This window comes from Variovorax sp. DXTD-1 (genome assembly GCF_003984625.1).
Taxonomy (GTDB): Bacteria; Pseudomonadota; Gammaproteobacteria; order Burkholderiales; family Burkholderiaceae_C; genus Variovorax.
The window spans coordinates 1-26,999 of sequence record NZ_RWKH01000011.1; the positions used below are offsets into that span (position 1 = coordinate 1).

General features: G+C 67.0%; 18 protein-coding genes. 13 read left to right on the forward strand and 5 right to left on the reverse strand.

The features are described 5' to 3' along the window. Positions 1-1,916 (reverse strand): ATP-binding protein (locus EJI00_RS12020; RefSeq protein ID WP_185868124.1); only part of this gene is annotated, 1,916 nt, incomplete at its 3' end. A 422-nt stretch (positions 1,917-2,338) separates the two neighbouring features. Here EJI00_RS12020 and EJI00_RS12025 point away from each other — a divergent pair. The 5 genes from EJI00_RS12025 to EJI00_RS12045 all read left to right on the forward strand — a co-directional run bounded on the left by EJI00_RS12025 (position 2,339) and on the right by EJI00_RS12045 (position 7,548). Then, the gene (locus EJI00_RS12025) at positions 2,339-2,785 is read left to right on the forward strand and encodes a spore coat U domain-containing protein (protein WP_260590701.1); all 447 of its coding nucleotides are present in this window, start codon (positions 2,339-2,341) and stop codon (positions 2,783-2,785) included. A gap of 10 nt (positions 2,786-2,795) precedes the next feature. Next, positions 2,796-3,524, forward strand: coding sequence for a molecular chaperone (locus tag EJI00_RS12030; RefSeq protein WP_126747744.1), 729 nt, complete (start codon positions 2,796-2,798; stop codon positions 3,522-3,524). Between the two features lie 70 nt (positions 3,525-3,594). Beyond that, positions 3,595-5,883: a fimbria/pilus outer membrane usher protein gene (locus EJI00_RS12035; protein ID WP_260590702.1), complete on the forward strand. Its 2,289-nt coding sequence runs from the start codon at positions 3,595-3,597 to the stop codon at positions 5,881-5,883. Continuing rightward, positions 5,880-6,917 carry a spore coat protein U domain-containing protein gene (locus EJI00_RS12040; protein WP_126747746.1) on the forward strand — a complete coding sequence of 346 codons (1,038 nt, stop codon included), beginning with the start codon at positions 5,880-5,882 and terminating at the stop codon, positions 6,915-6,917. Before EJI00_RS12035 ends, EJI00_RS12040 begins: the two co-directional genes overlap by 4 nt. 166 nt (positions 6,918-7,083) lie before the next feature. Beyond that, entirely contained in the window at positions 7,084-7,548 is a 465-nt protein-coding gene (locus tag EJI00_RS12045) for a hypothetical protein (protein ID WP_126747747.1), read from the forward strand. 71 nt (positions 7,549-7,619) lie between these two features. Here the strand turns inward: EJI00_RS12045 and ssb are convergent, their stop codons facing one another. After that, positions 7,620-8,186 (reverse strand): single-stranded DNA-binding protein, encoded by a 567-nt coding sequence (gene ssb / locus EJI00_RS12050; RefSeq protein ID WP_126747748.1) that lies wholly within the window; start codon positions 8,184-8,186, stop codon positions 7,620-7,622. A gap of 174 nt (positions 8,187-8,360) precedes the next feature. Between ssb and uvrA the strand changes: the two genes are divergently transcribed. Both uvrA and EJI00_RS12060 read left to right on the forward strand, forming a co-directional pair. Beyond that, the gene (gene uvrA / locus EJI00_RS12055; protein ID WP_126747749.1) at positions 8,361-11,477 is read left to right on the forward strand and encodes an excinuclease ABC subunit UvrA; all 3,117 of its coding nucleotides are present in this window, start codon (positions 8,361-8,363) and stop codon (positions 11,475-11,477) included. 53 nt (positions 11,478-11,530) lie between these two features. Beyond that, positions 11,531-12,424: a DMT family transporter gene (locus EJI00_RS12060; protein WP_126747750.1), complete on the forward strand. Its 894-nt coding sequence runs from the start codon at positions 11,531-11,533 to the stop codon at positions 12,422-12,424. Between the two features lie 9 nt (positions 12,425-12,433). Here EJI00_RS12060 and EJI00_RS12065 read toward each other — a convergent pair whose 3' ends face one another. Genes EJI00_RS12065 through EJI00_RS12075 form a run of 3 tightly spaced genes read right to left on the reverse strand, consistent with a single transcriptional unit; the run spans position 12,434 to position 16,440 of the window. Further along, positions 12,434-13,171 carry a GntR family transcriptional regulator gene (locus EJI00_RS12065; RefSeq protein ID WP_409514016.1) on the reverse strand — a complete coding sequence of 246 codons (738 nt, stop codon included), beginning with the start codon at positions 13,169-13,171 and terminating at the stop codon, positions 12,434-12,436. A 21-nt stretch (positions 13,172-13,192) separates the two neighbouring features. Beyond that, positions 13,193-14,956, reverse strand: a complete 1,764-nt coding sequence (locus tag EJI00_RS12070) for a glycerol-3-phosphate dehydrogenase/oxidase (protein ID WP_126747752.1) — start codon at positions 14,954-14,956, stop codon at positions 13,193-13,195. Continuing rightward, positions 14,953-16,440 carry an FGGY family carbohydrate kinase gene (locus EJI00_RS12075; RefSeq protein WP_126747753.1) on the reverse strand — a complete coding sequence of 496 codons (1,488 nt, stop codon included), beginning with the start codon at positions 16,438-16,440 and terminating at the stop codon, positions 14,953-14,955. The genes EJI00_RS12070 and EJI00_RS12075 overlap by 4 nt, the downstream gene beginning before the upstream one ends. 179 nt (positions 16,441-16,619) lie before the next feature. Here EJI00_RS12075 and EJI00_RS12080 point away from each other — a divergent pair, with 179 nt between their 5' ends. The 6 genes from EJI00_RS12080 (at position 16,620) to EJI00_RS12105 (ending at position 26,934) form a co-directional block, all read left to right on the forward strand. Then, positions 16,620-17,660: a substrate-binding domain-containing protein gene (locus EJI00_RS12080; protein ID WP_126747754.1), complete on the forward strand. Its 1,041-nt coding sequence runs from the start codon at positions 16,620-16,622 to the stop codon at positions 17,658-17,660. Beyond that, complete coding sequence (locus tag EJI00_RS12085) at positions 17,657-19,168, forward strand: sugar ABC transporter ATP-binding protein (RefSeq protein WP_126747755.1); 1,512 nt, start codon at positions 17,657-17,659, stop codon at positions 19,166-19,168. The genes EJI00_RS12080 and EJI00_RS12085 overlap by 4 nt, the downstream gene beginning before the upstream one ends. Further along, on the forward strand, positions 19,165-20,181 hold the full coding sequence (locus tag EJI00_RS12090) for an ABC transporter permease (protein ID WP_126747756.1): 1,017 nt from the start codon (positions 19,165-19,167) through the stop codon (positions 20,179-20,181). The genes EJI00_RS12085 and EJI00_RS12090 overlap by 4 nt, the downstream gene beginning before the upstream one ends. An 8-nt stretch (positions 20,182-20,189) precedes the next feature. Further along, on the forward strand, positions 20,190-21,170 hold the full coding sequence (locus EJI00_RS12095; RefSeq protein ID WP_185868120.1) for an aldo/keto reductase: 981 nt from the start codon (positions 20,190-20,192) through the stop codon (positions 21,168-21,170). 40 nt (positions 21,171-21,210) lie between these two features. Then, positions 21,211-22,062, forward strand: coding sequence for a class I fructose-bisphosphate aldolase (locus EJI00_RS12100; RefSeq protein WP_126747758.1), 852 nt, complete (start codon positions 21,211-21,213; stop codon positions 22,060-22,062). Positions 22,063-22,212: 150 nt separating this feature from the next. Next, positions 22,213-26,934 (forward strand): LamG-like jellyroll fold domain-containing protein, encoded by a 4,722-nt coding sequence (locus EJI00_RS12105; RefSeq protein WP_126747759.1) that lies wholly within the window; start codon positions 22,213-22,215, stop codon positions 26,932-26,934. Positions 26,935-26,999: the final 65 nt, after the last annotated feature.

A 26,999-nucleotide genomic window follows, 5' to 3' on the forward strand; every position in this document is an offset into this window, starting at 1 on the left:
CCGAGCGGGGCCGCGGAATTTGCGCCAGCCGGCTGCCCGCCGCGCTTGAGCGGCAACCACAGACTGAAAAGCGTGCCCTGCGCCCCCGAGCGCCAGGAGACGGCGCCTCCCACCACCTGGGCCCGGCGCTGCTGGTTCTGCATGCCGCGCCCCCCGGCCTCGCGCATTGCCTTTTCGACATCGAAGCCCTGCCCGTTGTCCTCGATCGTCACTTGCACGCCTGAAGCATCCGCCGCGGTGGCCACGCGGATCTCGGTGGCGCGGGTGTGGCGCAGGATGTTGGCAATGCTCTCCTGCACGATGCGCAATATGTGCAGCGCGCTGGTCGGATCGAGCCATTCCAGCGCGGGAAGCTCCTGCACGTTCCACTGCAGGGCGACACCCGAGCTCTCGAGCCGGGGGCCCAGCCGGTAGCGCAGCGTGGCCAGCAACAGCAGCAGGTCGTCCTCGAGCGGCTCCATCGAGTCGATGGTCAGCTTCAGGTCGTCCAGGCAGCTCTTGAGTACCTGCGACACCTTGTCGTCGCTCATGCCGCCGCTCTCCACCGAGCGAATGGCGCTGATCAGCGACGAGCCCAAGCCGTCGTGCATGTCCTGCATCAGGCGCTGGCGCTCGTCGCTGATGGTCTGCAGCTTCTCGACTTCGCGCAGCCGCTGGTGGCTGCGTTCCAGCTCGGCTTCGCGCGCCCGCAGGCGCTCGGCCAAGCCGGCGTTGACCCGCTCCACCTCGGCAATGGCGTTGACGTAGCGCCGGTACATCAGCACTCCGAACACGCTGAACGTCACTGCATTGGTGTACGCGCCGAGGTACCAACCCTCGGGGCTGACGAAGTTGTTCTGCAGCAGCCAGTCGGACACGCCCAGCAGCACGCAGGCGCCGATGCCGACCGCTACCAGCCGCCCTTCGCTGGAGCGCTTCCAGGCGCTGATGCCCCCCACCAGCGCCACGGCCACGCCCATCAATGCGGCCCCGATGTAGATCAACGGCGTGACTTGCGGGGTGTTGCTCAATATGGCGGGGCCCGGCAGCGTCAGCACGCCGATCAGCACCGTCCAGGCGACCACCGCAAAGGTCAGCCACCTGAGCGGCCGGCCGTGCAGCTGGCGCAAGGCAAAGTGCACCACCGCCACCAGCCAGAACAGCGAGTTGACGGTCAGCCAGGCGAACCAGTCGTTGGCAATCGGGACCGCCACGTAGAAATGCAGGCTCCGCAGGAACGAGGTGATCGCGAGGTTGAAGAAGAGCAGGTAGCCGACTTCATGGCTGCGCCTGAACCACACGAACAGGGCGAACACGCCCACCGCCACGAAGGCGGCGCTGAGCATGGCCGGCAGGTCCTGCTGGAGCCACTGCCGCATGCGATGGCGCACTTCCAGCGCCTCGACGGGGCCGAGCCACAGCGACGAAACCGCCACCTGCACGGTTCGCGTGTGCTCGATCCGAAGCAGGATCTCGTCCAGCGGCTCGCCGTCGGGGGCCTTGCCCAGCAGCACCCACATCGGCGTGCGAGTGCTGTTCCACAGCAGGCCTTGCACTTGCGCGCGGTAGGCCAGCCGTCCGTTGGCATACACCGCAATGGGGCCGTCCGTCTTGATGCGCGCGCCATACAGCGCAAGCGGCGCCGACGTGGCGGGCAGTTCGCGCGCTGAAAGCCGCAGCCAGGTGATGCGGGTTGCGCCTGTGGATGCGCTGCCGTCGGCCTGACGCAGCAAGGCGGCGGGGAGCGCGCGAGGCAGTTCGACGCGTTGCCAGGTGGGCCGAAGCGCCTTGCTGTCCACGGCGAGTGGCACCGGACCAAAGCGCGGCGCGGCCGCATCCTCCTCCTGCCAGTCGGCCCGCACCATGTGCAGGACTGTCGATTCATGCCCGGCGTCGGTCGCGCTGAAGTAGGCCGCCATGGCCACCAGCAGCGCCATGGAAACGACGAGCACAGCGTTCGCCCAGAACGATGCGAAATGGTATCTGGAGAGGTGCGCCAGCAGGCACTCATGCAGCCGGCGCGCGAACGGGGAACTCATTTGCACGTGGCCTGCACGGTCCGGTTCCTCAGAGTCGTATTCGCAACATTTTGTCTTTGTTTGAGACTGCTGTTACGTTTTCAGATCACATTCTCTGTGGGAATCCGCCAGCTACATGTAAATAAAAATGTTACTGGCTTCGATTTCATTGCAACAAAATGTGCAATTGTGTGAACTATTCTACTATCCAGCTGCGACGATCGTTGGCACCATCCGCACCTGATCTCCCGTCGTTTTCTTAACAACTGTTGGCATCTCTCATGAAAAAATCCTCTCTTCTCCTCGTCTCCGTCCTTGCAATCACGGCCACCAGCGCTGCGATGGCTGCAACCTCAAGCGGCACGTTTCAGGTTCTGATCAACGTGGCCAAGGCCTGCTCGGTTACCGCGGGTAACGCCTCCAACATCGACTTCGGCACGGTCAACTCGTCTGCAACCGGTCTGGTTGCTTCCAGCAACATCAGCGTGACGTGTTCCAAGACGACGCCCTACAACGTTGGCCTGCTGCCTTCGAACACCAGCACCGTGGGCGCCGGCGCGATGACCTCCGTCTCCGGCGGCTCGGACACCGTTGCTTACCAGCTCCGCTCGGTGAGCGCCACGGGCCCGGTCTGGGGCAACACCGCCACCCCCACCGCAGTGGGCAACGGCGTGGCCGGCACCGGCACTGGCGTCGCGCAGGTGATCCCGGTGTTCGCCACGGTCGCCAACGCCAATGTGACTCCTGGCAACTACGCCGACACCGTGACCGTCCAGGTCAACTACTGATCGACTGCCCGTGCACCACTTGCTCCGTTACACCGCCGCCCTCGCGCTCGCCTTGGCGCACGCGTTCGCCTCGGCGAGCGGACTGCAGGTTTCGCCGGTCACGCTGACGCTCCAGGCCTCGCAAAACGCCGACGGCCTCTGGCTCAGCAACACCGGCGACACGGTGGTGCACGCCCAGGTACGTGTCTATCAGTGGACGCAGGAAGACGGCGCCGAAAAGCTGACACCGTCGCGCGAACTTCTCGTAAGTCCGCCGATGGTGCAGCTTGACGCGTCCGCGCGGCAACTGATCCGCGTCATCCGCACCGGCGTTCCCGCCGGTCCGGTCGAAGGCTCGTACCGGGTCATCATCGATGAGCTGCCGGTCGAGATGAAGGAAAAGAAGGGCCTGCAGCTGGTGCTGCGCTATTCGGTGCCCATCTTCATCGCGGCCGCGGGCGCGCAGTCGCCTGCACCCCAGCTCACATGGTCCCTCCGCAGGGAAGACGGCCAGGCCGTGCTCGAAGTCGCCAACAAAGGCGGCATGCATGCCCAGCTGGCCGATCTGGATTTTGTCGATACCGTCGGCCGCCGCACTCCGGTGCATGCCGGACTGATGGGCTATGTCTTGCCCGGTGCGCGCATGCGCTGGCCGCTGAAGACATCCACAGAAACATTCGCTCTCGGGGGCGTTCTGGAAACGAAGATCAATGGCAACGCGACGCAGGAAAACATCCCGCCGCTCCCACGCGTCCGCTAAGCGCCTGCTGCCACTGTTGCTTCTTTCCGGTCTGACGTCCTTGGCCGCTCAGGCCCAGAACGTTGCAGCCGTGTCCAGCTCGCTGGTGGCCGCGTCCGCGGAAGAAAACCTCGCCGGAACCGGCGGCGGCGACCTCTATCTGGAACTGAGCCTCAACGGCAATCCCCAGGGACTGGTTCATTTCGGCCTGCGCGGAAACGAACTCTGGGCCGCCGCCGCCACGCTGCGGCAACTGGGCTTCGTGCTGCCGCCAGGCGTATCCGACCCCGTGCCGCTCAAGAGCCTTCCGGGCGTACAGGTCGACTACGATGCTGCGGGCCAGCGTCTGGCGATCGTTGCCGCGGCCGATGTGCTGCGCCTGCCCACGACCGTGGTCGACACGTCGAGCATCGTTGCATCGAAGGCCAATGCGGCGCCCGGCCTGCTGCTCAACTACGACCTTTACGGCACCCAGGGCCGGGGCAATACGTCCAGCTTCAATGCGCTGACCGAACTGCGCGCGTTCAGCGGCAGCGCCGTGTTCAGCAACACGCTGATGTCCCGGGCGGCGCGCCTTCCGGGAGAAGGATGGCAGCACGACTCCGTCCGGCTCGACACCACCTGGAGCAAGTCGTTCCCCGATGAAATGCTGACGCTTCGCGTGGGCGACACCACCACGGCTTCGCTGCCGTGGTCGCGCTCTACCCGTATCGGCGGCATCCAGCTTTCGCGCAACTTTGCGCTGCAGCCGTATCGCACCACCACGCCGCTGCCGGCGTTCCTGGGGTCGGCCACGCTGCCATCGCAGGTGGAGCTGTACATCAACGGCCTGCGCCAATATTCGGGCCAGGTGCCGGCCGGGCCTTTCCAGCTCAAGACCGTGCCGAGCATCAACGGTGCCGGCAACGCCCAGGTGGTGCTCACCGACGCCTTCGGCCGCGCCACCACGCTCGATTTTTCGCTGTACGACACGCAGCGGCTGCTGCAGGCGGGCCTTTCCGACTGGTCCGTCGACCTCGGCATGGTGCGCAAGAGCTACGGCCTGCGCTCCTTCGACTACGGCAGCGATGCCGCGGCCAGCGGCACCTGGCGCTACGGTGTGAGCAACAGCTTCACGCTGGAGGCGCATGGCGAGGCGACTCGAGGCTTGGTCAAGGGCGGCGTCGGCGGCGCATGGCTGCTCGGCCAAAGCGGCGTGGTGGCAGGCGCCGTGGCGCACAGCAGCTACGGCGGAGAGCAGGGTTCCCTGATGAACCTGGGCTACAGCTGGCGCGACAACCAATTCAACTTTGCCGTCGAAGGCACGCGCACGCGCGGCGAATACCGCGACGTTGCATCCCTCTACGGCGGCCCGCCGCCGCGCGGTTCGGGCCGCGCCTCCATCGGCTACACCACGGGCAGCTTCGGCAGCTTCGGCCTCAGCTACCTTTACCTGCGCTATCCCGCGCAGCAGGCAACGCGCCTGGCAAGCGTCTATTGGTTCAGGGCCGTGGGCCGCAATGCCTCGGTGAACGTCAGCCTGAACCAGAACCTGGATGACCGCCGCGAGCGCAGCCTCTTCGTCGGGTTCACCTGGGCGCTGGACGGCAACGTCACGGCCAGCGCCGGCCTCCAGCGCGAGCACGACCGCAACATCTACACCGTCGACGCGCAGAGCTCCACGCCGGGCGATGGCGGCATCGGCTGGCGCGCCGGCCTGCGCCAAGGTGGAGGCCAGAACGGCGGACAGGCCGAGATCGACTACCTGGGCCGCTACGGCCGCGCCATGGCCGGCATCAGCGTGCTCGGCGACAGCCGCTTTGCCTATGCCGGCGCCACCGGTTCGGTCGTGTTCATGGGCGGCCAGCCGTTCGCGGCCCGCCGCATCGACGACGCGTTCGCGGTGGTCTCCACCGATGGCATCGCCGGCGTGCCGGTAAGGCTGGAGAACCGGGACATCGGCGCCACCGACGGCAACGGCATGTTGCTGGTGGCCCCGCTCAGCGCCTATCAGAACAACCAGCTTTCCATCGACCCCATGCAATTGCCCGCCGACGTGAGGATCGAACGCGTGAAGACCATTGCCACGCCGAGCGACCGCGCCGGCACGCTGGTGCGCTTCGGCATCACGCCGGTCAGCGCGGCCGCGCTGATCCTGGTGGACGAGGCGGGCAAGCCCCTGCCGCTGGGCAGCCGCGTGCGAGCCAACGCCCAAGGCGGCGAGCCCGCCCTGGTCGGCTTCGACGGCGCGGTGTACCTCGAATCGCTCCAGCCCCGGAACACGCTCGACGTACAGACGCCTTCGGGCCGCTGCCGCGCGAGCTTCGACTATCGCAAGGAAGCCTCGGGAATTCCGCAGATCGGCCCGCTGCGCTGCGCCAAGGAGACCAAGACGCCATGAGCCTTCTGACCCGCTCTTTGCAGGCCCTCGGCCTGCCCCTGCTCTTTGCGCTGCTCTGGTGGCTGCCGGCAGCCCCCGCGCAGGCGGCGGTCAGCTGCACCGCGACAATGACGAACCTGGCCTTCGGCACGGTCGAGCTGGTCAACGGCGGCACGCCGGCGCCTGTCACAGCCACGCTGAACTACACCTGCACCAACGACGGCAACGCTGCGGAAAATGCCAGGGTCTGCTTCAACATCGGCGACGGCAACGAAGGCCTCGGAAACTTCAATCCGCGCGTCATGGAGAACACGGCCGGCAATCAATTGAGATTCCAGCTGTACCAGGCAACGAGTGGCACGATCTGGGGTTCGAACGGCAACGCGGCGGTGCCGAACCCATTCTCCGTCACGATGAGCATTCCTCGCCGGGCGGCTGGAGGCGGTGCCCTCGGACGCGTGACCGGAAGCACCACCATGCGCGGAGAACTGCTCCCGCTGCAGGGCGCGGTGCCTCCAGGCTCGTACCAGGACAACTTCGTCGGTGACCACACCTCGATCACGCTGTCGAGGAGCACTTCCGCCATGCCGACGACCTGCGACACCATACAGCCGGGCAGGTTCGCCTTCCTGGTCACCGCAACCGTCGCCAAGAGCTGCCTGGTCACCGCCGATCCGCTGAACTTCGGCACCGTCAACGGCCTGCCAGGCCAGGCCGACAGGGACCAGACCAGCACGATCAACGTCACCTGCACCACGCCCACCCCGTACACGGTTGCGCTGACGCCTTCGAACGGCTCGACAACCGGCGCAGGAACGATGACGCCGACAGGCGGCGTACCCGGCAACGCCGACACGGTGCCCTACCGGCTCTACCGCAACGCCGCGCGCACCGCCATCTGGGGCAGCGTCACGGGCACGGGCGGCAACGTCGCTACGGGCACCGGCAATGGAGCCGCCCAGGCGCTGACCTTGTATGGCCGCGTTCTCGGCACCAGCGCCAACGTGCGGCCGGACAGCTACCGCGACGTGGTGACGGTCAGCGTGACCTACTGAACTCCGCCGGCAAGCAAGCCGGTGCGGAAAAACCTGCTAGCCGTTGGCAGGTTATGGGCAAAGAATGGCGCGGACGGCCTTCATTTTCCCGCGACTCTGCCGATAAACCAGGACGGGGCATCAATGCGATGCCCTCCACCCGGTTGCGACAAGAGGAGGAGTTCCAATGTCCGGAAACATGTCCGCTGCAGGTGCAACTGCCCTGCGCCCGACGCGAATAGCGCCACCGTTGGCTGCCGCCGGCATGCTGCTGCTCTTGCTGCCGCTGCGGCTCAGTTCCGCGGAGCCGACGCACGGCATGAACAGTTCCACGGCCCGCTTCACGATCTCGATGGTCGTTCTGCCGACCTTCAAGGTGCTCGAGGTCACACCGGTCAAGGGCGGGCATGAATACCGCGTGTGGACCAACATGAAGTCGGTGGTCATCAAGGGCCGCGAGTACCGGTTCGACAAGATCGGCGAAACGACGCTCATGGTGGCCGGAAACGATGCGGACGGCCGCGACAGCCTCGCTTCCGCCTGGCAGGGCGTCATCGGTGCAATGGCGGCGACCTCGGGCTCCGCCCCCTCGCAAGCCGCCGCGCCGGCCGGCGACGGCAGCAATGCGATGCGGGTGACGGTCACCTACTGACCGCAAGTCAGAAAAAAAGCCCGCAGCGATGAACTGCAGGCTTTCGATCGGCGAATTCCGGTGAAGCGATTTCAGAACGGAATGTCGTCGTCCATGTCGTCGAAGCCCGACGAAGACTTGGCCGGAGCCTGGCGCGGCGCCGCCGCAGGAGCACGCGGTGCCGCGGCGGGTGCACGGGGGGCGTAACCGCCGCCGCTGCCACCGCCACCACCGCCACCACCGCCTTGCGAGTAGCCGCCTCCGCCGCCACCCTGCGAATAGCCGCCGTCATCTTCGGGACCGCCCGATGGGCCGCCCTGGCCTTGGCGGCTGCCCAGCATCTGCATCTGGTCGGCGCGGATTTCGGTGGTGTATTTTTCGATGCCGTCCTTGTCGGTCCACTTGCGCGTGCGCAGGCTGCCTTCGACATACACCTGCGAGCCCTTGCGCAGGTATTGGCCGGCAATTTCGGCCAGGCGGCCGTTGAAAACGATGCGGTGCCACTCGGTGGCTTCGCGCATTTCGCCGCTTTGCTTGTCTTTCCAGCGATCGGTGGTCGCCACGGTAACGTTCGCGACCTGGTCGCCGCTCGGGAAGGTACGCATTTCGGGGTCGCGCCCCAGGTTGCCGACGACGATGACTTTATTGACCGATGCCATATGCACTGCCCCTGATAAGTAGATGGAGGAGAAGGAAAAAGTGGAACCCGACATTGTGCCCGATGGCGGCCGCCCGGGTGCCGCCGCCTGGCGCTCCGAAAGCACCGGCCGAGGAGCGCCTCATGAAACCGGCCTCAACCCGCCCCCTCGCCATGAAATGCCGCTCGGACTATCATGTCCGGTTGCCCTCGGACGATCGCCCCCTTGAATTCCAAAGCCATTGAAGACATCGCCGCCAACGAGGAGAGCGCACGCGACGCGCAACTCGAACGCGACACCTACCTCGGCGCCGTGCTTGCGCAGCAGCGCATCAGCATCCGTGGTGCGCGCACCCACAACCTGAAGAACGTCGACCTCGACATTCCGCGCAACAAGCTGGTGGTGATCACCGGCCTGTCGGGCTCGGGCAAGTCGAGCCTGGCTTTCGACACGCTGTATGCCGAAGGGCAGCGGCGCTACGTCGAGAGCCTCTCGGCCTATGCGCGGCAGTTTCTGCAGCTCATGGACAAGCCCGACGTCGACGTGATCGAGGGCCTGTCGCCCGCCATCAGCATCGAGCAGAAGGCCACCAGCCACAACCCGCGCTCCACCGTGGGCACGGTGACCGAGATCCACGACTACCTGCGCCTGCTTTATGCGCGCGCCGGCACGCCCTACTGCCCCGAGCACCACCTGCCGCTGCAGGCGCAAACGGTGTCGCAAATGGTCGATGCCACGCTTGCCATTCCCAACGAGCCGCGCCTGATGATCCTGGCGCCGGTGGCGCGCGAGAAGAAAGGCGAGTTCCTCGAGCTCTTTGCCGAGATGCAGGCCGCGGGCTACGTGCGCTTCCGCGTCGACGGGCAGACCTACGAATACAACGACCTGCCCAAGCTCAAGAAAACCGAGAAGCACGACATCGACGTGGTCATCGACCGCCTGCGCGCGCGCCCCGACATGCAGCAGCGCCTGGCCGAGAGCTTCGAGGCTGCGCTGCGGTTGGCCGAAGGCCGCGCCATTGCGCTGGAGCTGGGCACCGAGGGAGCGCCCGACAAGGAGCATCTGTTCAACGCCAAGTTCGCCTGCCCGATCTGCCACTACTCGCTGTCGGAGCTGGAGCCGCGCCTCTTCTCGTTCAACTCGCCCGTGGGCGCCTGTCCGAGCTGCGACGGCCTCGGCCATCGCGAGGTGTTCGACCCGGCACGCGTGGTGGCGTTTCCGTCGCTCTCGCTGGCCAGTGGCGCCATCAAGGGTTGGGACCGCCGCAACAGCTACTACTTCAGCATGATCGAGAGCGTCGCGAAGCACTACAAGTTCGACGTCGACGCGCCCTTCGAATCCTTGCCCGCCTCGGTGCAGCAGGTGCTGCTGCACGGCTCGGCTGCCGAAGAGATCAAGTTCAACTACACCATGGAATCGGGCAACTTCGCGGGCAAGAAGCTCACGAAGAAGCACCCCTTCGAGGGCATCATCCCGAACATGACGCGGCGCTACCGCGAGACCGATTCGGTGATGGTGCGCGAAGACCTCGCGCGCTTTCGCAACCTGCAGCCCTGCCCCGACTGCGGCGGCTCGCGCCTCAGGCCCGAGGCGCGCAACGTATTTCTGGTGGACGAGGCCAATCGCCCGGCCGATGGCGGCGAACCGCCGCGCATGGCGATCTTCGAACTGAGCCACCTTACGCTGCGCGATTCGCTCGCCTGGTTCCAGAACCTGAAGCTGCGCGGCGCCAAGGCCGACATCGCCGACAAGGTGGTGCGCGAGATCGGCCTGCGCCTCAAGTTCCTGAACGACGTGGGCCTGAACTACCTGAGCCTGGACCGCAGCGCCGAGACGCTATCGGGCGGCGAGGCGCAGCGCATTCGCCTGGCTTCGCAAATCGGCTCCGGCCTCACGGGCGTGATGTACGTGCTCGACGAGCCCAGCATCGGCCTGCACCAGCGCGACAACGACCGCCTCATCGGCACGCTGAAGCACTTGCGCGACATCGGCAACAGCGTGATCGTGGTCGAGCACGACGAGGACATGATCCACGCGGCCGACCACGTGATCGACATGGGCCCCGGCGCGGGCGTGCACGGCGGGCGCGTGATGGCGCAGGGCAGCTATGCCCAGGTGGCGGCCAACCCCGATTCGCTCACCGGCCAGTACCTTTCGGGCGCGAAGAAGATCGAAGTACCCAAACGCCGCACCGCCTGGCTGCCGGTCGTGAAGAAACCCGCCTTCAACGAAGGCAAGAAGGCCTCGCGCTTTCCGCCGAGCCCCGCGGCCGAACGGCGCGCCGCGCGCGAAGCGGCGCACCTCGCTTCGCAGACCGCCCTGCAGGAAATCCGCGTGGTGGGCGCCACCGGCAACAACCTGAAGAACGTGAGCGTGGCCTTTCCGGTGGGCCTCTTGACCTGCGTCACGGGCGTTTCGGGCTCGGGCAAGTCGACACTGGTGAACGACACGCTCTACACCGCCGTGGCGCGCACGCTCTACCGCGCGCACGAAGAACCGGCCGCGCATGAAGCGGTCGAGGGCATCGAGTATTTCGACAAGGTCATCAACGTCGACCAGTCGCCCATCGGCCGCACGCCGCGCAGCAACCCGGCCACCTACACCGGCCTGTTCACGCCGATCCGCGAACTGATGGCCGAGACCAACACCGCGCGCGAACGCGGCTACGGCCCGGGCCGCTTCAGCTTCAACGTGGCGGGCGGGCGCTGCGAGGCCTGCCAGGGCGACGGCGTGGTGAAGGTCGAGATGCACTTCCTGCCCGACGTGTACGTGCCCTGCGAGGTCTGCCACGGCCAGCGCTACAACCGCGAGACGCTCGAGGTCCAGTACAAGGGCCGGAACATCGCGCAGATCCTCGAGATGACGGTCGAGACCGCGCACGAATTCCTGAAGGCCGTGCCGACCATCGAGCGCAAGCTGCGCACCCTGCTCGACGTGGGCCTTTCCTACATCAAGCTCGGCCAGTCGGCCACCACGCTCTCGGGCGGCGAGGCGCAGCGCGTGAAGCTCGCGCTGGAACTCAGCAAGCGCGACACCGGCCGCACGCTCTACATCCTCGACGAGCCGACCACCGGCCTGCACTTTGCCGACATTGAGCTGCTGCTCAAGGTGCTGCACCAGCTGCGCGACGCGGGCAACACCATCGTCGTGATCGAGCACAACCTCGACGTCATCAAGACCGCCGACTGGCTGATCGACATGGGCCCCGAAGGCGGCGCCGGTGGCGGCACGGTGGTGGGCGAAGGCACGCCGGAAGACATTGCGGCCAATGAGGCCAGCCACACAGGGCGTTACCTCAAGCGCCTGCTGTAGTAGCCGCACCGGCTTCCTGCACGAATGCGCAAGCCGCGCCACAATCGCGGCCCATGCCTTCCTTCACGCCGCGCCAGTTCGTCCTGCTCGTTCTCCTGACCCTTGCATGGGGCCTCAACTGGCCCGTGATGAAAATCGGCGTGGCGGACTATCCGCCGCTCGCGTTCCGAGCCATCTCCATCTGGCTCGGGCTGCCGGTGCTGGGCCTTGCGCTGGTGATCATGAAGGTGCCGTTCCGCGTGCCGCGCAGCGCATGGCCCGAGCTGGTCTGGCTGGGCGCGACCAACATGTTCGTCTGGCATGCCTGCATCATCCTCGCGGTGAAGGCGCTGTCGGGTGGGCGCGCGGCCATCCTCGGCTACACGATGCCGGTTTTCTCCGCCATCATTGGCGCGGTGCTGTTCTCGGCCGTGCTCACGCGGCGCTCGTGGATCGGCGTTGGCGCTTGCGCCATCGGTGTGGGATTGCTGCTGTGGCACGAACTCACCGACCTCGCGGGGCGGCCCGGCTATGTGGCACTGGCCTTGGTTGCTGCGGCCACCTGGGCACTGGGCACGCAGCTGCTGCGGCACACGCGCATCGGACTGCCGACGCTCACACTGTCGTTCTGGATGACGGCAATGACCGCCGTCGTGATGACGGTGCTCTCGCTGCTGTTCGAGCGGGGCCAGTGGCGATGGCCCGGCCCCGTGACCTGGGGTTCGATTCTCTACAACGCGGTGCTGATCTTCGGTTTTGCGCACGCGGCGTGGTTCTACCTGGCGCGCGGCCTGCCGCCGGTCGCGTCGACTTTGAGCGTGATGTTCATCCCCGTGCTCGGCGTGTTCAGCGGCGCGGTGTGGCTCGGCGAGGTCGTCCGCTGGCAGGACTGGGTCGCCGTCGCGCTGATGATGGTGGCCATTGCCTCGGTGCTCTGGCCTTCGCGCAATGCCGCCGCCAAGACCTGATGAGACGGCTCAGGTCGTCGTCTGCACGTGCAGCCGGCTGGTCTTGCAGCGGTGCAGCGCGTGGTAGTGCTCCAGCGGCCGTCCGTTGGCGCCGTAGGCGATCGACTCGATGCGCAGCAGCGGCTCGGGCTGCGGCAGGTCGAGCAGCTTGCAGGTTTCGGCGTCGGGCAGCACCGCATCGATCCAGCGCTCGGCCCGCACCAGCCGCAGGCCGTATTGCCGGCGCAGCACGTCGTACAGCGAACGGTCTTCCAGGCGTGCGCGGTGCAGCCCAGGCGCCAGGTCGGCCGGCACCACCGTCTCGACCAGCAGGCGCAGTTCACCGTCCACGCTGCGCAGGCGCTTGAGCGCGACCACCTGGGTGTCGTCGGCCAGGCCCAGCGACGCGGCCTCTTGCGCCGTGGGCGCGCGCAGCTCCTGCATGAGAATCTGGGTGCGCACCGAGCGGCCCTTGCGCTCCATCTCGTCGGAGAAGCCCAGCACGGTCGAAACAAAATCTTCGTCGCGCTCGCGCGCCGACACGAAGGCGCCGCGCCCCTTGATCTTGTAGATGAGGTTGTTGCGCACCAGGTCGGCCAGTGCCTCGCGCACCACGATGCGCGAAATGCCGAACTGCTCGCCGAGCTCCGCCTCCGAGGGCAGCTTGGCGCCGATGGGCAGCACGCCCTGCAGGATCTGCAGGCGAATGGTGTCGCGAAACTGCGCCCACAGCGGCGATTCGGAGTTGCGGTCGAGCACGGTCGACATGTCGTTGGGACTGTTCACTTTTTAAGCTTGGCCGAGAACTGGACTGGCCATCAATGATGCATCGAAAGAAGGTTCCTCGCCCGTAGCCAACGCGTGAAGGCGCACGTTGTGCCGCTCGCGCAGCGCGGTGGCGCAAGCACACAGCTCGTTGTGAGCATGAGTCGCGTCCCAACCCAGCGCCTCGGCCGCAACACCCGCGATCTCGGCGAGCGCGGCATCGGTCACCAGGCCGCGAATGGCCAGCAGCGTGCGGCGAATCACGAGGTCGTCGAGATGAATCACACCGGTTTCCAGGCACAGGTAGGAGAGCTCGGCGGCCGAATAGTCCGGCGCATGCTCGAGCGGCACATCGCCCGAGGCCGCGAGGCGTTGCGCCAGCGGCAGCGCCTTCGAGCCATAGCGGCCGAGCAGGTTCAGCGCGCGCGCGCGGCCCATGCCGGAGGCCGCCGTCATCTTCTCGATGAAGCGCTCGGTTGCGGCCGCATCGGCCGGCAGGTCTGCGCCGCCACCGATGGGCAGCAGCTCGGTCGATGCGGTACGCGAGCGGCCGAGCTGCTGCAGCACTTCGTTGGTGGCTTCCTCGGCCAGCGAGCGAAAGGTGGTCCACTTGCCGCCGACGAGGCCGACGATGGCAATGTCGCGCGTCGCATTCGGCGGATCGACCACCACCGAATGGTCGCGCGAGATCTGGCCCGGCTTGTCGGCATCGGAACGCGCGAGTGGCCGCACGCCCACGTAGGTGTAGACCACGTCGCCGCGGCCGAAATTCATGTTCGGGAAGACTTCGCGCAGCACGTCGATCAGGTAGTCGATCTCGGCCGGCTCGGTGACGATCTGGTCCGGGTCTTCCACCGGGATGTCGGTGGAGCCCACCAGCACGCGGTCCAGAAACGGGTAGACGATGCACACCCGCCCGTCGACCGCCTCGAAATAAGCCATGCGGCCGTCGAGCGCGTCGCGCAGCGCAGGATGGTCGAGCACGAGGTGCGAACCCTTGGTGCCCATCACGCGCGGACCGGCGCCGCCGAGCACGGCCGCACTGCGGTCGAGCCACGCGCCCGTGGCATTCACCACGGTGTCGGCCGTCACGCGCACCAGCACGCCGGTGGTCTCGTCGCGCAGCGTGAGGATGTTGCCCGCACAGCCCATCACGCGGCAATAGTTCGCGGCGGCGGAGCGTGGCTGGTCGCGGCAGGCATCGCCGATCAGTTCGAGAATGAGCCATTCGGGATGGCTGATCCACGCATCGAAAAAAGTCGCGGTCCAGCGGATGGCCGCACGGAACAGGCCGCGGTCGGCCGACGGCACGCGGCTGATGCGGTGCCCCGGCATCACGCGCTGGCGGCGTCCCAGCAGGTCATAAAGCCGCAGGCCGAGCGCCACGGCCAACAGGCCGCGCGTGCGCTGCGGCGGCGTGCGGCCGAAGAACTTGAGCGCGCTGCTCATCAGGCCGCCGAAGAAGTTGGCGAGCGGCACCACCGTCTTGAGCGGTCGCACCAGGTGCGGCGCATTGCGCAGCAGCAGATTGCGTTCGCGCGTGGCTTCGGCCACCAATGAGAAGCTGCCGCTCTCCAGGTAGCGCAGGCCGCCGTGGATCATGCGCGAGGGCGCGCTGCTGGCGCCGGCGCCGAAGTCGCCCTTGTCGACGATCAGGCAATCGACGCGCTGCAGCGAAAGGTCGCGGAACACGCCGACGCCGTTGATGCCGGCGCCCACGATCACGGTAGAGAAATGCCGCCCCGCCAGCGAAGCCGGGCGCACGAAGGGAAGTTGCCAGGCGCTCATTTCGCGCTTCCCGCGATGTGGGTGAATACAGGTGACATGCTGTCGATCAATTCGTTGAAACCGGCGTTGAAGTCCGCATGGGCGCGTGCATCCCGCGCATCGGGCTCGATCACGTCGCAGGGCGCGAGAAGGAGGCTGCCCCGCGCGGCGTCGTCGAGCCCTTGCGACATGGCGGCGTAGAGCGCGGCGCCGCGCGCGCCGGTCTCGTCGTCGGCGCAGCGCTCGACCGGGCGCCCAAGAAAAGCGGCGAGCAGGCGCACGAGGCGTGCATCGCCCGCGCCGCCGCCGAGCACCGTCGTCTCGCCCGCCGCGAGGCCACCCGCGGCCAGGCGCGCCGTGTGCCGCGCGTGCAGCGCCGCCACGGCATCGACCACGGCACGTGCCATGTCGGCGCGCGTGTGGTGGCTCTTGAGGCCCACGAAGCCGGCGGTCACGCCACCGCCTCCGTTGACGAAGGGCAGAAAGCGCAGGCCGTTGGCGCCGAGCGGTACCGTCATGGCCAGGTCGACCACCGCGCGCGCATCGGGCAGCGCGAGCACGCCGGCCAGCCAGGCGATGTTGGCCATCGAGGAGGGGCTGTTCTCCATGTAGAGCCGCTCCTTGCTGCGGCCGAAGTTGACGACGGCGGCGACGGCGGGCTTGGGCGCCATCACCGGCCCGATGACCGCGTTTACGCACCAGGTGCCGAACACCGACACCGCGCGGCCGCGCTCTTCCGCGCAGATCGCCGTCATCGAGGCGAGCAGGTCGATGGCGCCCATGGCTACCGGAATGCCCGCCGGCAATCCGCACAGCGCGGCCTCGGAGGGCAATAACTTTCCGATCACGCTGCCGCTGGGCACGATGGGGCCGAAGGCACGCGGACTCAGGTCTGCAAGGCCCGAGGCGTCGAAAGCCGCCTGCGACCAGGTGCCGGTAGCGAGCGACACCAGGCCGGCCGTGCTCGCATCGCTGGCGTCGGTGGCAATTTCGCCGGTCAGCAGAAAGCCGAGGTAATCCTTGGCGAACAGCAAACGGCGCAGTTCGCCGCGCTGCACGGCATCCGTGCCCAGCAACTCGGCGGCGATCACCGTGGGCTGCCCGGGCCAGGGGCTGCAGCCCACGTCCTCGAACAGCTGGGCGCCGTGGCGTGCAGACAAGGCGCGCGCCCGGGCATCGGCGCGCTGGTCGGTGGAGGCGACGGCACGGCCGCCCGCGAGTTGGTTGTCGGCATCGAGCGCATAGAGGCCGGCGCCGTGACCGGTGCAAGCCATGGCGCGGACTTCAGCCGTGCGAGGGCCGAGCTGTTGGGCGACATCGCGCAGCACGTGGGTCAACGCGGCGCGGATCGCGGACGCGCCCACCTCGCAGCCGCCTCCCGACAGCCGGTCGTGCGGCAGGGGCATGCGGGACAAGGCGACGGCGCGGCCGCTTCCGGCTTCGAGGGCCAGCGCCTTCAGGCTGCTCGAGCCCATGTCGACGCCGATCAATATGTTTGGCTTCATGTCATAACAGCTTCGGCGAGTTAAAAGCGGCTCGCCAGTAGCGTTTCCCCTAGTTATCGCGGCAAACAACCCGCGATTACATTCTACCTGTCATAACAACCGTCGTGACAACGAGGTCCCGAAGATCTGCTCGCAAAGGCAGGTCGCAAGCTCTGCCAGTCAACGCGAGGAGACACAAGATGAGGCGAAATTTCCTGAAGTCCGCTGCGGCCGCCGGTATCGGCCTGGCCGGCACCAGCGCATTTGCGCAGTCCACCCCCACGGCCGCCGCCACCGGTTTGCGCGGCAATGCCAGCGACGTCTACGTGATGAACGTGATGGTGTCGGGCGTCGAATACTGGTTTCCGGTCTACGAAATGATGAAGCAGCTCGGCCGCACGCTCGGTGTGCGCACGCGCTACACCGGCACGCCCGAGTACGACGTGAACAAGCAGCTGGCCTCGTTCGAGCAGGAGCTGGCGCGCAAGCCCGCGGGCATCCTGCTGCACCCGATGAACCCGGACCCGTTCATCGAGCCGATCAACCGGGCGGTGGCCATGGGCATTCCGGTCGTGACCTTCGCGGCCGACTCGCCCAACTCCAAGCGCGCATCGTTCGTCACCTCTGACAACGACCGCGAAGGCACGCAGGCGGCCGACGCGATTGCCGCGGCGCTGGGCGGCAAGGGCGAATACGCGGTGCTCGAGAACCCCGGCCAGGACAACCACGATCGCCGCATCGCGGCATTCATCAACCGCATGAAGACCAAGCACGCCGGCATGAAGCTGGTGGGCCGCGCCGCCAGCAACCAGGACCCGAGCAAGGCCTACCAGGCGGTGCTGAGCCTGGCGCAGGCCAACCCGAACCTGGGTGCGCTGTTCATGCCCGAAGCCAACTCGGCGTTGGGTGCGGCGCAGGCCAAGATCGAATCGAAGAAGAACATCCGCGTGATGTGCTGCGACGTGAACGCCAAGATCCTCGACATGATCAAGGCCGGCGACGTGTTCGGCGCCATCAACCCCAACCAGGGCATGCAGGGCTACATGGGCATGATGATGCTGTTCCTGGCCAAGAACCCTTCGCTCATCGACCCCATGAACGACGCCAAGCGCAACGGCACCAATCCGATGTCGGTGCCGTTCCTGGACAACGGGCTCTCGGTGGTCAGCAAGGCCAACGCCGACGACTTCTACTGGGACAAGTACCTCGCGCGCCGCGGCACCAAGGGAATCGGCGAGTGAGCAAGTTGCTCGAACTGCGCGGCATCAGCAAGCGCTTCGGCGCTTCGCGCGCGCTCTCGGGCGTGGACTTCTCGCTGCGCGCGGGGGAGATCCACGCCCTGTGCGGCGAGAACGGCGCGGGCAAGTCGACGCTGATGAACATCATCGACGGCATCCACCGGCCCGACGAAGGCGACATCGTTCTCAACGGCGAGAAGGTGGCCATCGACGGTCCGGCGCACGCCATGCGCCTGGGCATCGGCCTGGTGCACCAGGAGATCGCGCTGTGCGGCGACGCCACCGTGGCCGAGAACATCTTCATGCCCGAGATCAACGCGGGCAAGCAGGCGTGGATGAACTACGCCAGCCTGAACGCGCGCGCCGCCGAAGTGCTGGCGCGGCTCGGGCAAGACATCGACCCGAGCGCGCCCGTGCGCGAACTGAGCATTTCGAACCAGCAGCTGGTGGAGATTGCCAAGGCGCTCACGCTGGACTGCAAGGTGCTGATCCTCGACGAGCCCACGGCCGCGCTCACCGACAACGAATCCGCCGCGCTCTTTCGCGTGCTGCACGACCTGAAGGCGCAGGGCATTGGCATCATCTACATCAGCCACCGCATGGCTGAAATATTCACGCACTGCGACCGCGTCACGGTGCTGCGCGACGGGCGCAACGTGCATTGCGGCCCGCTGGCCGGACTGACGGCCGATGAGCTGGTGCGCCGCATGGTGGGCCGCGAGCTCGGCAACTACTACCCGCCCAAGCAAGCCGGCGCCGAGCCCTCAGGCCCGGTGCTGGAGGTGGCCGACATCGGCGACGGCGAGCGCGTGCACGGCATTTCGTTTGCGCTGAAGCGCGGCGAGATCCTCGGCATTGCAGGCCTGATGGGCGCCGGCCGCAGCGAACTGGCCGAAACGCTGTGCGGCCTGCGCACTGCCACGCAAGGCACGGTTCGCCTGAACGGCAAGGCGCTTGCCATCCGCAAGTACAGCGACGCGCTGCGCGAAGGCATTGCCTACCTCAGCGAAGACCGCAAGGCGGCGGGCGTGTACCTCGACCTGCCGATTGCGCAGAACATCTCTTCGATGGCGCTGCGGCGCGTGAGCTCCGGCTGGGGCCTGCTGCAGCGCTCGGCCGAACACCGCCTGGCGCGCGAGCTCGGCGCCAAGCTCAATCTCAAGTCGGACGGCGTGGCCATCGAGGTGTCGAGCCTGTCGGGCGGCAACCAGCAGAAGGTGGCCATTGCCAAGCTGCTGGCCACCAACCCGTCGGTGCTGCTGATGGACGAGCCCACGCGCGGCGTGGACGTGGGCGCGAAGTCCGAGATCCACCACATCCTTCGCGAGCTCGCGAACCAGGGCGTGGGCGTGATCGTGATCTCTTCGGAGCTGCCCGAGATCATCGGCCTGTGCGACCGGGCGCTGGTGATCCGCGACGGACGGCTGGCCGGCGAATTGAATTCCAACGAAATGACGGAGGAAGCCCTGTTGCGGCTCGCCTCCGGACTCTGCGAACAGGAGATGGCATGAACTACCCGGCACAACTCGATGCGGGCCTCGCACCCAGGCAGTCAGGAGGCGGACCCGCAAAACCCACCAACAAGCTCACCAGCATGCGCGAGATGGGCCTGCTGCTGATCATTGCGGTGCTGTGCGTGGCGATGAGCTTTGCGTCACCCTACTTCCTGACCTGGGAGAACGTGCGCGCGATGCTGCTGTCGTTCTCCATCGAAGGCATCGTGGTGGTCGGCATGACCATCCTGCTGATCGTCGGGGGAATCGATCTTTCGGTGGGCTCGGTGGTCTGCTTTGCGATGGTGGTCACGGGCAAGCTCTTCCTGATGGGTGTGGACCCGTGGATTGCGAGCCTGGTGGCCATCGGCGCGAGCGGGCTCATCGGCGCGATGATCGGCGGCTGCGTCACGCGCATCGGGCTCAACCACTTCATTGCATCGCTGGCTTTCATGGTGATCGTGCGCGGGCTTTGCCTTGCGCTCACGCAGGGCACGCCACAGTCGCTGTTCTCGCTGCCGGCCGAGTTCAAGTTCATCGGGCAGGGCACGCTGTTCGGCGTTCCCGCGGTCATCCTGATCTTCATTGCCATCGTCGTCGTGAGCGACTTCGTGCTGCGCCGCTCCACCTTGCTGCGGCGCGTGTTCTACACCGGCAGCAACGAAAAGGCGGCGCTGTATTCGGGCATTCGCGTGGGCCGCGTGAAGTTCTGGGTCACGGTGCTGTGCGCCGCCTCGGCCGGCCTTGCGGGCGTGATCTACACGGCGCGCTTCGGCGCGGCCACGCCCACCTTCGGCGTTGGAATGGAGCTCAATGTGATTGCCGCCGCGGTGATCGGCGGGGCCAGCCTCAAGGGCGGCTCCGGCACGGTGCTGGGCGCGGTGCTCGGCCTGGCGCTGCTGTCGGTGGTGACCAGCTCGCTGATCCTGCTGGATGTGTCGCCCTACTGGCAGGACGTGATCAAGGGCCTGATCCTGCTCGCGGCCGTGACCATCGACCACCTGTTGAACACGAGAAAGAAGACCAGATGAAGAGCGAGATGAAGAAGACCACCCTGGGGCCGTCGGGCATCGAATGCTCGGCCATCGGCCTGGGCACCTGGGCCATGGGCGGATGGATGTGGGGCGGCGGGGACAACGCGGCGGCCGTCGTCGCCATCCAGGCCTCGCTGGACGCGGGCGTGAATCTGATCGACACCGCACCGGCCTACGGCCTGGGGCGCTCCGAGAGCATCGCGGGCACCGCGCTCAAGGGGCGCCGCCACGAGGCCGTGATCGCCACCAAGTGCGGCCTGGTGTGGCACACCCAAAAAGGCACGCACTTCTTCGAGGAAGACGGGCACCCGGTGTACCGCTATCTCGGCCGCGATTCGATCTTCCATGAATGCGAAGAGAGCCTGAAGCGCCTGCAGACGGACTACATCGACCTCTACATCACGCACTGGCAGGACAGCACCACGCCCGTGGCCGAGACCATGGATGCGCTGCTCCAGCTCAAGAAGCAGGGAAAGATCCGCGCCATCGGCGTGAGCAACGTGAGCCCCGAGACGCTTGCCGAGTACCTGCGCCATGGCCCGGTCGATGCGGCGCAGGAGCGCTACAGCCTGATCGACCGCGAGATCGAAGCCACGCTCGCGCCCTTGTGCAGCGAGCACAACGTGGCGGTGCTGGGCTATTCGTCGCTGGCGCTGGGCCTGCTTGCGGGGCCGATCGACCCGGCGCGCGAGTTCAAGGGTGACGACCAACGCGCCACCAACCCGCGCTTCAGTGAAGCCAACCGCTCCAAGCTCAAGGCCTTCTTCGAAGAACTCGACCCGCTGCGTACGCAACTGGGCTGTTCGTTCGGCCAGATGATGATCGCGTGGACCGTCGCACGCGGCACCGTCTCCGTCGCGCTGTGCGGCGCGCGCGTGCGCCAGCAGGCCATCGAGAACGCCGGTGCCGGCGCGGTCGAGCTGGGCGACGACGCCCTGCGTCAGATCGACGCCGCGGCAAAGCGCCACCTGGGCGCCCTCGCCTGACCTCCCCTTCTTTTTCCGACCCCAACAAGGAGTTCTTTCCATGTCGAAAGACAAGACAGCGCGGCTCAACCGGCTGCTGACCAACGGCCGCTGCCTGGACATTGCCCTGGACCACGGCGTGTGCAACGAGCCCTCGTTCCTCGACGGCCTGGAGGACATGCCCCAGGTCATGGACAAGCTCCTGGCCGCCGGGCCCGATGCGATCCAGCTCAACTACGGCCAATCCGACCTGCTGCAGGACCGGCCGGGCCGCAACAAGCCCGCGCTGGTGATGCGCATCGACATGGGCAACCCCTACAACGCCACGCTGCACCGCGTGATGTGGGCCCAGCTGCAGAACGAGCATGACCCGGTGCTGCCGGCCGTGCAGCGCGATGCGGCCTGCGTGGTGGTCAACCTCTTCATGCTGCCGAACGAGCCCGACCTGTTCCGCCAGTGCGTGCAGAACATCGCACGCGTGCGCGCCGACTGCGACCGCTACGGCATGCCGCTGATGATCGAGCCGCTGGTGATGCAGTCGCCCACGCCGGGCAGCCGCTACCAGGTCGACGGCGACGCCGAGAAGATCGTCACGCTGGTGCGCCTTGCGCGCGAGATGGGTGCCGACATCGTCAAGGCCGACCCGACCAGCGACCCCGCCGACTTCCACCGCGTGGTGCAGGCGGCGCGCTGCCCCGTGCTCGTGCGCGGGGGCGGGCGCGAAGACCTGCAGCAGGTGTTCGCGCGCTCGCGCGCACTGCTCGACCAGGGCGCCGTCGGCATGGTGTACGGGCGCAATGTGTACCAGCACGCCAATCCCTCGGCGGTGGTGAGTGCGCTGATGGCCATGATCCACCGCGGCGCCAGCGCCAAGGAGGCGTGGGCCCTCTACGAATCGGGCGGCGCCAAGTAAGACAAAGAACGAGCGCCGGCGCAAGAAACCAAGAAGAAATCAGCACGGCAGGCGATGCACCCGTCGCCCGCCGGGGTGCGTCCTGCGCGCGCACTGGAGAGGGTCGAGCAACGGGTTGCCCTGCGAACTTCTAACAATCTGGAGGCGACGATGAAGATCCGGTATTTCTTGATGGCGTTCCTGGCCCCGCTCGTCACATTGCTGACGCATGCGGCCATCACCGGGGTCAGCCCGATGACCACCCTCGACAACATGGCGACGGCCGCCGCCGAAGCCATGGCCGATCCGCTCCCGCTGCAGGGGCCGGGCCTCGGCAATCTCACCTACACATCGGCCGAGCTGTTCAAACCGGTGTCGGTGATCACCAGCCCCAACCACCCGCTCGATCCGGCGCACAGCAGCGCCTACGAATCGCGCGAGGTGCCCGCCACGTACCCGGGCCGCAAGGACTACGGCATGAACGCGGGCATCATGATCAATGGCTACTTCCTCACCTCGTTCGCGCCGGACAGCGGCCTGGGCCCGGGCGGCTTCCTGCTGTACGACGTGTCGAACCCGCGCCAGATCCAGCTGGTCAAGAAAATCTACGAACCCGAGGCCCGCACCAAGGAGTTCCGCGAAACGCACTCCTTCGGCACCGCCAAGATCGGCGGCAAGACCTACGTGGTGCTGCCCAGCATCAACGGTGTGGAGTTCTGGGACTTCACCGACATCAACGACGTCAAGCAGGTGAAGAAGCTGGCGCTGCCCGGCGTCAACTCCGGCGACTACGAGAACGTCGCCTGGCAGCTCTGGTGGCAGGCGCCCTACCTGTACGTGGCCTCGGCGGGCCGCGGCATGTTCATCGTCGACGCGACGGACCCGGCAAACGCCGTGGTTGCGAACCGCGGCGCGGGCAAGCCCAACCCGGTGCCCACGGGCGAACTCGGCAACTTCCGGATCGGCCCGATCTTCACCATGGGCAACCACATGGTGCTGACCGCGATGGAAAGCAACGGCGGGTTCGCGAGCCTGGACATCTCCGACCCGCTCAACCCCAAGGTGCTCGATTCCATCGTGGGCACCACGCCGTTCTACTACGCCACCTGCTTCGACGGCAAGAGCCTGCACGTCTCGACGCGCGGCGGCGGCGCCAAGATGTACAGCTACGACCTGGGCGACCGCTCGCGCTTCGTGGCCGAGGACAACCGGCTCGTCATCGACGAGCAGCTGTACTGCGCCACGCAGGACAACTACGTCATCCAGGGCGCGCAGACGCGCATCCACAAGGTCGACGTGAGCAACCCGCTCAATCACGTGGAGGTGGGCCGCGGCAGCATCCTGCGCGAGGACGACCCGAACTTCTCGCATTCGGACAACGGCCAGGTCGCGATGTTCGGCAACCTCGTCTTCGTGGGCAACGACCACGGCTCGGGCAGCGGCTTCATCGTGCATGCGGTAGACCCGGACATCACCAGGCCCGAAGTGAAACAGGTGTCGCCGGCCAACGGCGCGAAGCAGCAGGCGCTCACCTCGCGCATCGGTATCGGCATGACCGACAACATCCGCCCCGAGAGCGTGAACGCCAACACCTTTGTCGTTCGGGCGGTGGGCGGCAACACGCTCGCGGGCACCTACAGCGTGCAGCTGGGCATCATCAACTTCCACCCCGAGCAGCCGCTGCAGCCGGGCACCAGCTACGAGGTGTTCCTGCCTGCCAACGGCGTGAAGGACTATGCGGGCAACGCCATCGGCGCCGACTTCAAGTCGGTCTTCAACACCGGCAACGCGACCGACATCAACCTGCAGCACTACTGGACGCTGGCGGGCAACCTCTCCGACCAGATCGGCAGCAACAACGGCACGCCGGCCTCGGGCGACGCGTTCGAGAGCATCGGCATGAACTTCGCGGCGCGCACCGCCGGCGTGCCGCTGAAGAACGACACCGTCGCCACCGTGCTCGGCGGCACCGCCTCGCTGAGCTTCTACATGAAGACCACGCAGGCCGGCAGTGCCAACCCGTGGACTGCGCCGGGCATCTTCGGGCGCGACCAGGCCAACGGGGCGGACGACGTGTTCTGGGGTTGGATCGACAACAGCGGCTTCATGAACCTCTCGGTGGCCAACAAGGCCACCAACAACCCGGGCACCCGTTCGCAGGCGGCCGTGAACGACGGCAACTGGCACCACGTGGTCATGACGCGTGACGCGGCCTCGGGCGCGCAGACCATGTACGTGGACGGCGTAAAGACCAGCTCCACCGGTCTCACCGGCACCAAGGGGCTGGCGAACAAGTTCCAGGTCATGGGCCAGATCCAGGGCAACACCGATCTGTTCAAGGGCACGCTGGCGGAAGTGCGCGTGTACAGCCGCGTGCTCACCGACGGCGAGGTGGCCACGCTGCGGGGGCAAGCCGTCATCGGCGACCCGGGCATTGGCGGCGGTCCGAAGATCGTCAATGGGCAACTGGTGTTCGACCCCGCCACGCTCGGCAGCAGCGGCGCGCAGTTCCGCTGGAACTTCGGCGACGGCACGCAGACGGCCTACTCCACCCAGCCGCGCTATACCTACACCTACACGCGGCCGGGCCACTACACGGTGACGCTCACGGTGCGCGACGCGAGCGGGCGCGAGACCTTCTACACCTACAACCTCACGGTGATCGTCCCGACCACGCCGCGAGCTCCCACGCACACCACCAACATCGCGGGCGACGCGAATTCGGTCTACTCGGTCAACCCCGACAGCGGCACGGTCGCCGCCATCGACGCGCAGACCCTGGCCAAGCGCTGGGAAGTGCGCGTGGGCGACGAGCCGAAGACGCTGGCGGTGGGCCCCGATGGGCGCATCTGGGTCACGGTGCAGGGCGAGGACAAGCTGGTGGCGCTCAGCGCGGCCGACGGCAGCCTCTCGGCCACCGTGCCGCTGGCCTACGGCAGCGGCCCCTACGGCGTGGCCTTCACGCCTGACGGAACCAAGGGCCTGCTGACGCTGGAGAGCAAGTCGGTGCTGATGAGCTTCGAACCGAGCAACGGCGCCACCACCGGCGCGGTTGCGCTCGAAGGCAGCCTGCGCGGCATTGCGGTGAGCTCGGACGCACAGGTGGCGTATGTCACCCGCTTCAAGTCGAAAATGACCGGCGGCCAGCTGCACAAAGTGAACCTGCAGACCATGAGCGCCATGAGCACCATCGCGCTGCCGGTGGACACCACCACGGTGGACACCGAGAGCCGTGCGCGCGGCGTGGCCAACTACCTGAGCCAGGTGGTGATCTCGCCCGACGGCCGGCGCGCGGTGCTGCCTTCGAAGAAGGACAACATCGTGCGCGGCAAGTTCAGGGACGGCAACAACCTGCTGCACGACCAGACGGTGCGCTCCATCCTGTCGCAGGTCAACCTGCAGACCGCCGCGGAAGTGTTCGACGAGCAGATCGACTTCGACGACCGCGCACCCGCGCGCGCCGCGCTGTTCTCTCCATCGGGCGACTACCTGTTCGTCGCGCAGATGGAAGGCAACCGCGTGGCCATCGTCGATCCGTACAGCCGCGCGGTGCGCGGCGAGATCAACGCCAGCAGCGCGCCGCACGGCCTGTACCTGGACGCGGCACGCAAGCGGCTGTTCGTCAACAACTTCCTGGCGCGCTCGGTGTCGGTGCACGACGTGGCCCTGGTGCTGAGCTCGGAGACCAATGCCGCGACCTTCCTGCAGAACGTGTCGACAGTGGCGCAGGAGCCCATGGCAGCCGCGGCATTGCGCGGCAAGCAGGTGTTCTACAACGCGTCCGACCGGCGCATGAGCAAGGACAACTACATCTCCTGCGCGAGCTGCCACGCGGATGCCGGCGACGACGGCATGGTGTGGGACTTCACGCAGCGCGGCGAAGGCCTCCGACGCACCATCAGCCTGATGGGCAAGCGCGGCGCGGGCCACGGCAAGATGCACTGGACCGCCAACTTCGACGAGGTGCAGGATTTCGAGAATGACATCCGCAACGAGTTCGGCGGCACCGGCTTCCTGACGAATGCGGATTTCGCCGCCACGGCCGACCCCTTGGGCGCGCCCAAGGCCGGCAAGAGCGCGCAGCTCGACGATCTCGCGGCCTACCTGAGTTCGCTGAACAAGTACATGCGCAGCCCGGCGCGTGCGGCGGACGGAAGCCTGAGCGTCGAAGCGGTGCGCGGCCAGACGGTGTTCAACACGGCGCAGTGCGCCACCTGCCACACCGGAGGCACTTTCCGCGACGGCCTGCGGCACGACGTGGGCACGATCCAGCTCTCCTCCGGCAAGGGCATCAACCAGCCGTTGGCGGGGCTGGGCTTCGACACGCCCACGCTCTCGGGCACCTGGAACACCACCGCCTTCTTCCACAACGGGCAGGCGGCCACCTTGCAGGATGTGCTGAACAGCGGCCACGGCAATGCCTCGAGCTTGCCGGCAACGGACGTGGTGGCGCTGCGCGAGTACGTGCGCTCACAGGACACGGCCCCGGCCGTGGTCACACGCATCCGGTCGGACCTGAACCCCACGATGTGCGTGAACATCAAGGGCGGGCTCACCACCAGCGGCGCGACGGCGGTGCAGTGGCCCTGCGGCAACGCGGGCAACGAGAAGTTCACGGTGAACAGCATCACCGGTGGCTACGTGCAGTTCGTGGCCGAGCACAGCGGCCTTTGCCTGGCGCAGAACGGTACGGCGACCACCAACGCGCCGGTGGTGCAGGTGGCCTGCTCGGCCGGCAACACGGCGCAGTGGAGCCTGTTGGGCGGAAGCATCCGCAACCGCGCCTCGGGGTCGTGTCTGGACGTGCCGAACGCGTCCACGGCGCAGGACACCGCGCTCATCACCTGGACCTGCAACGGCGGCACGAACCAGAACTGGACCCAGCTCCCCTGATGCGCTGACGTTCCCCGAAAGCCGGCCGCTTCCCGCGGCCGGCTTTTTTTCGTGCTGCCGATGAC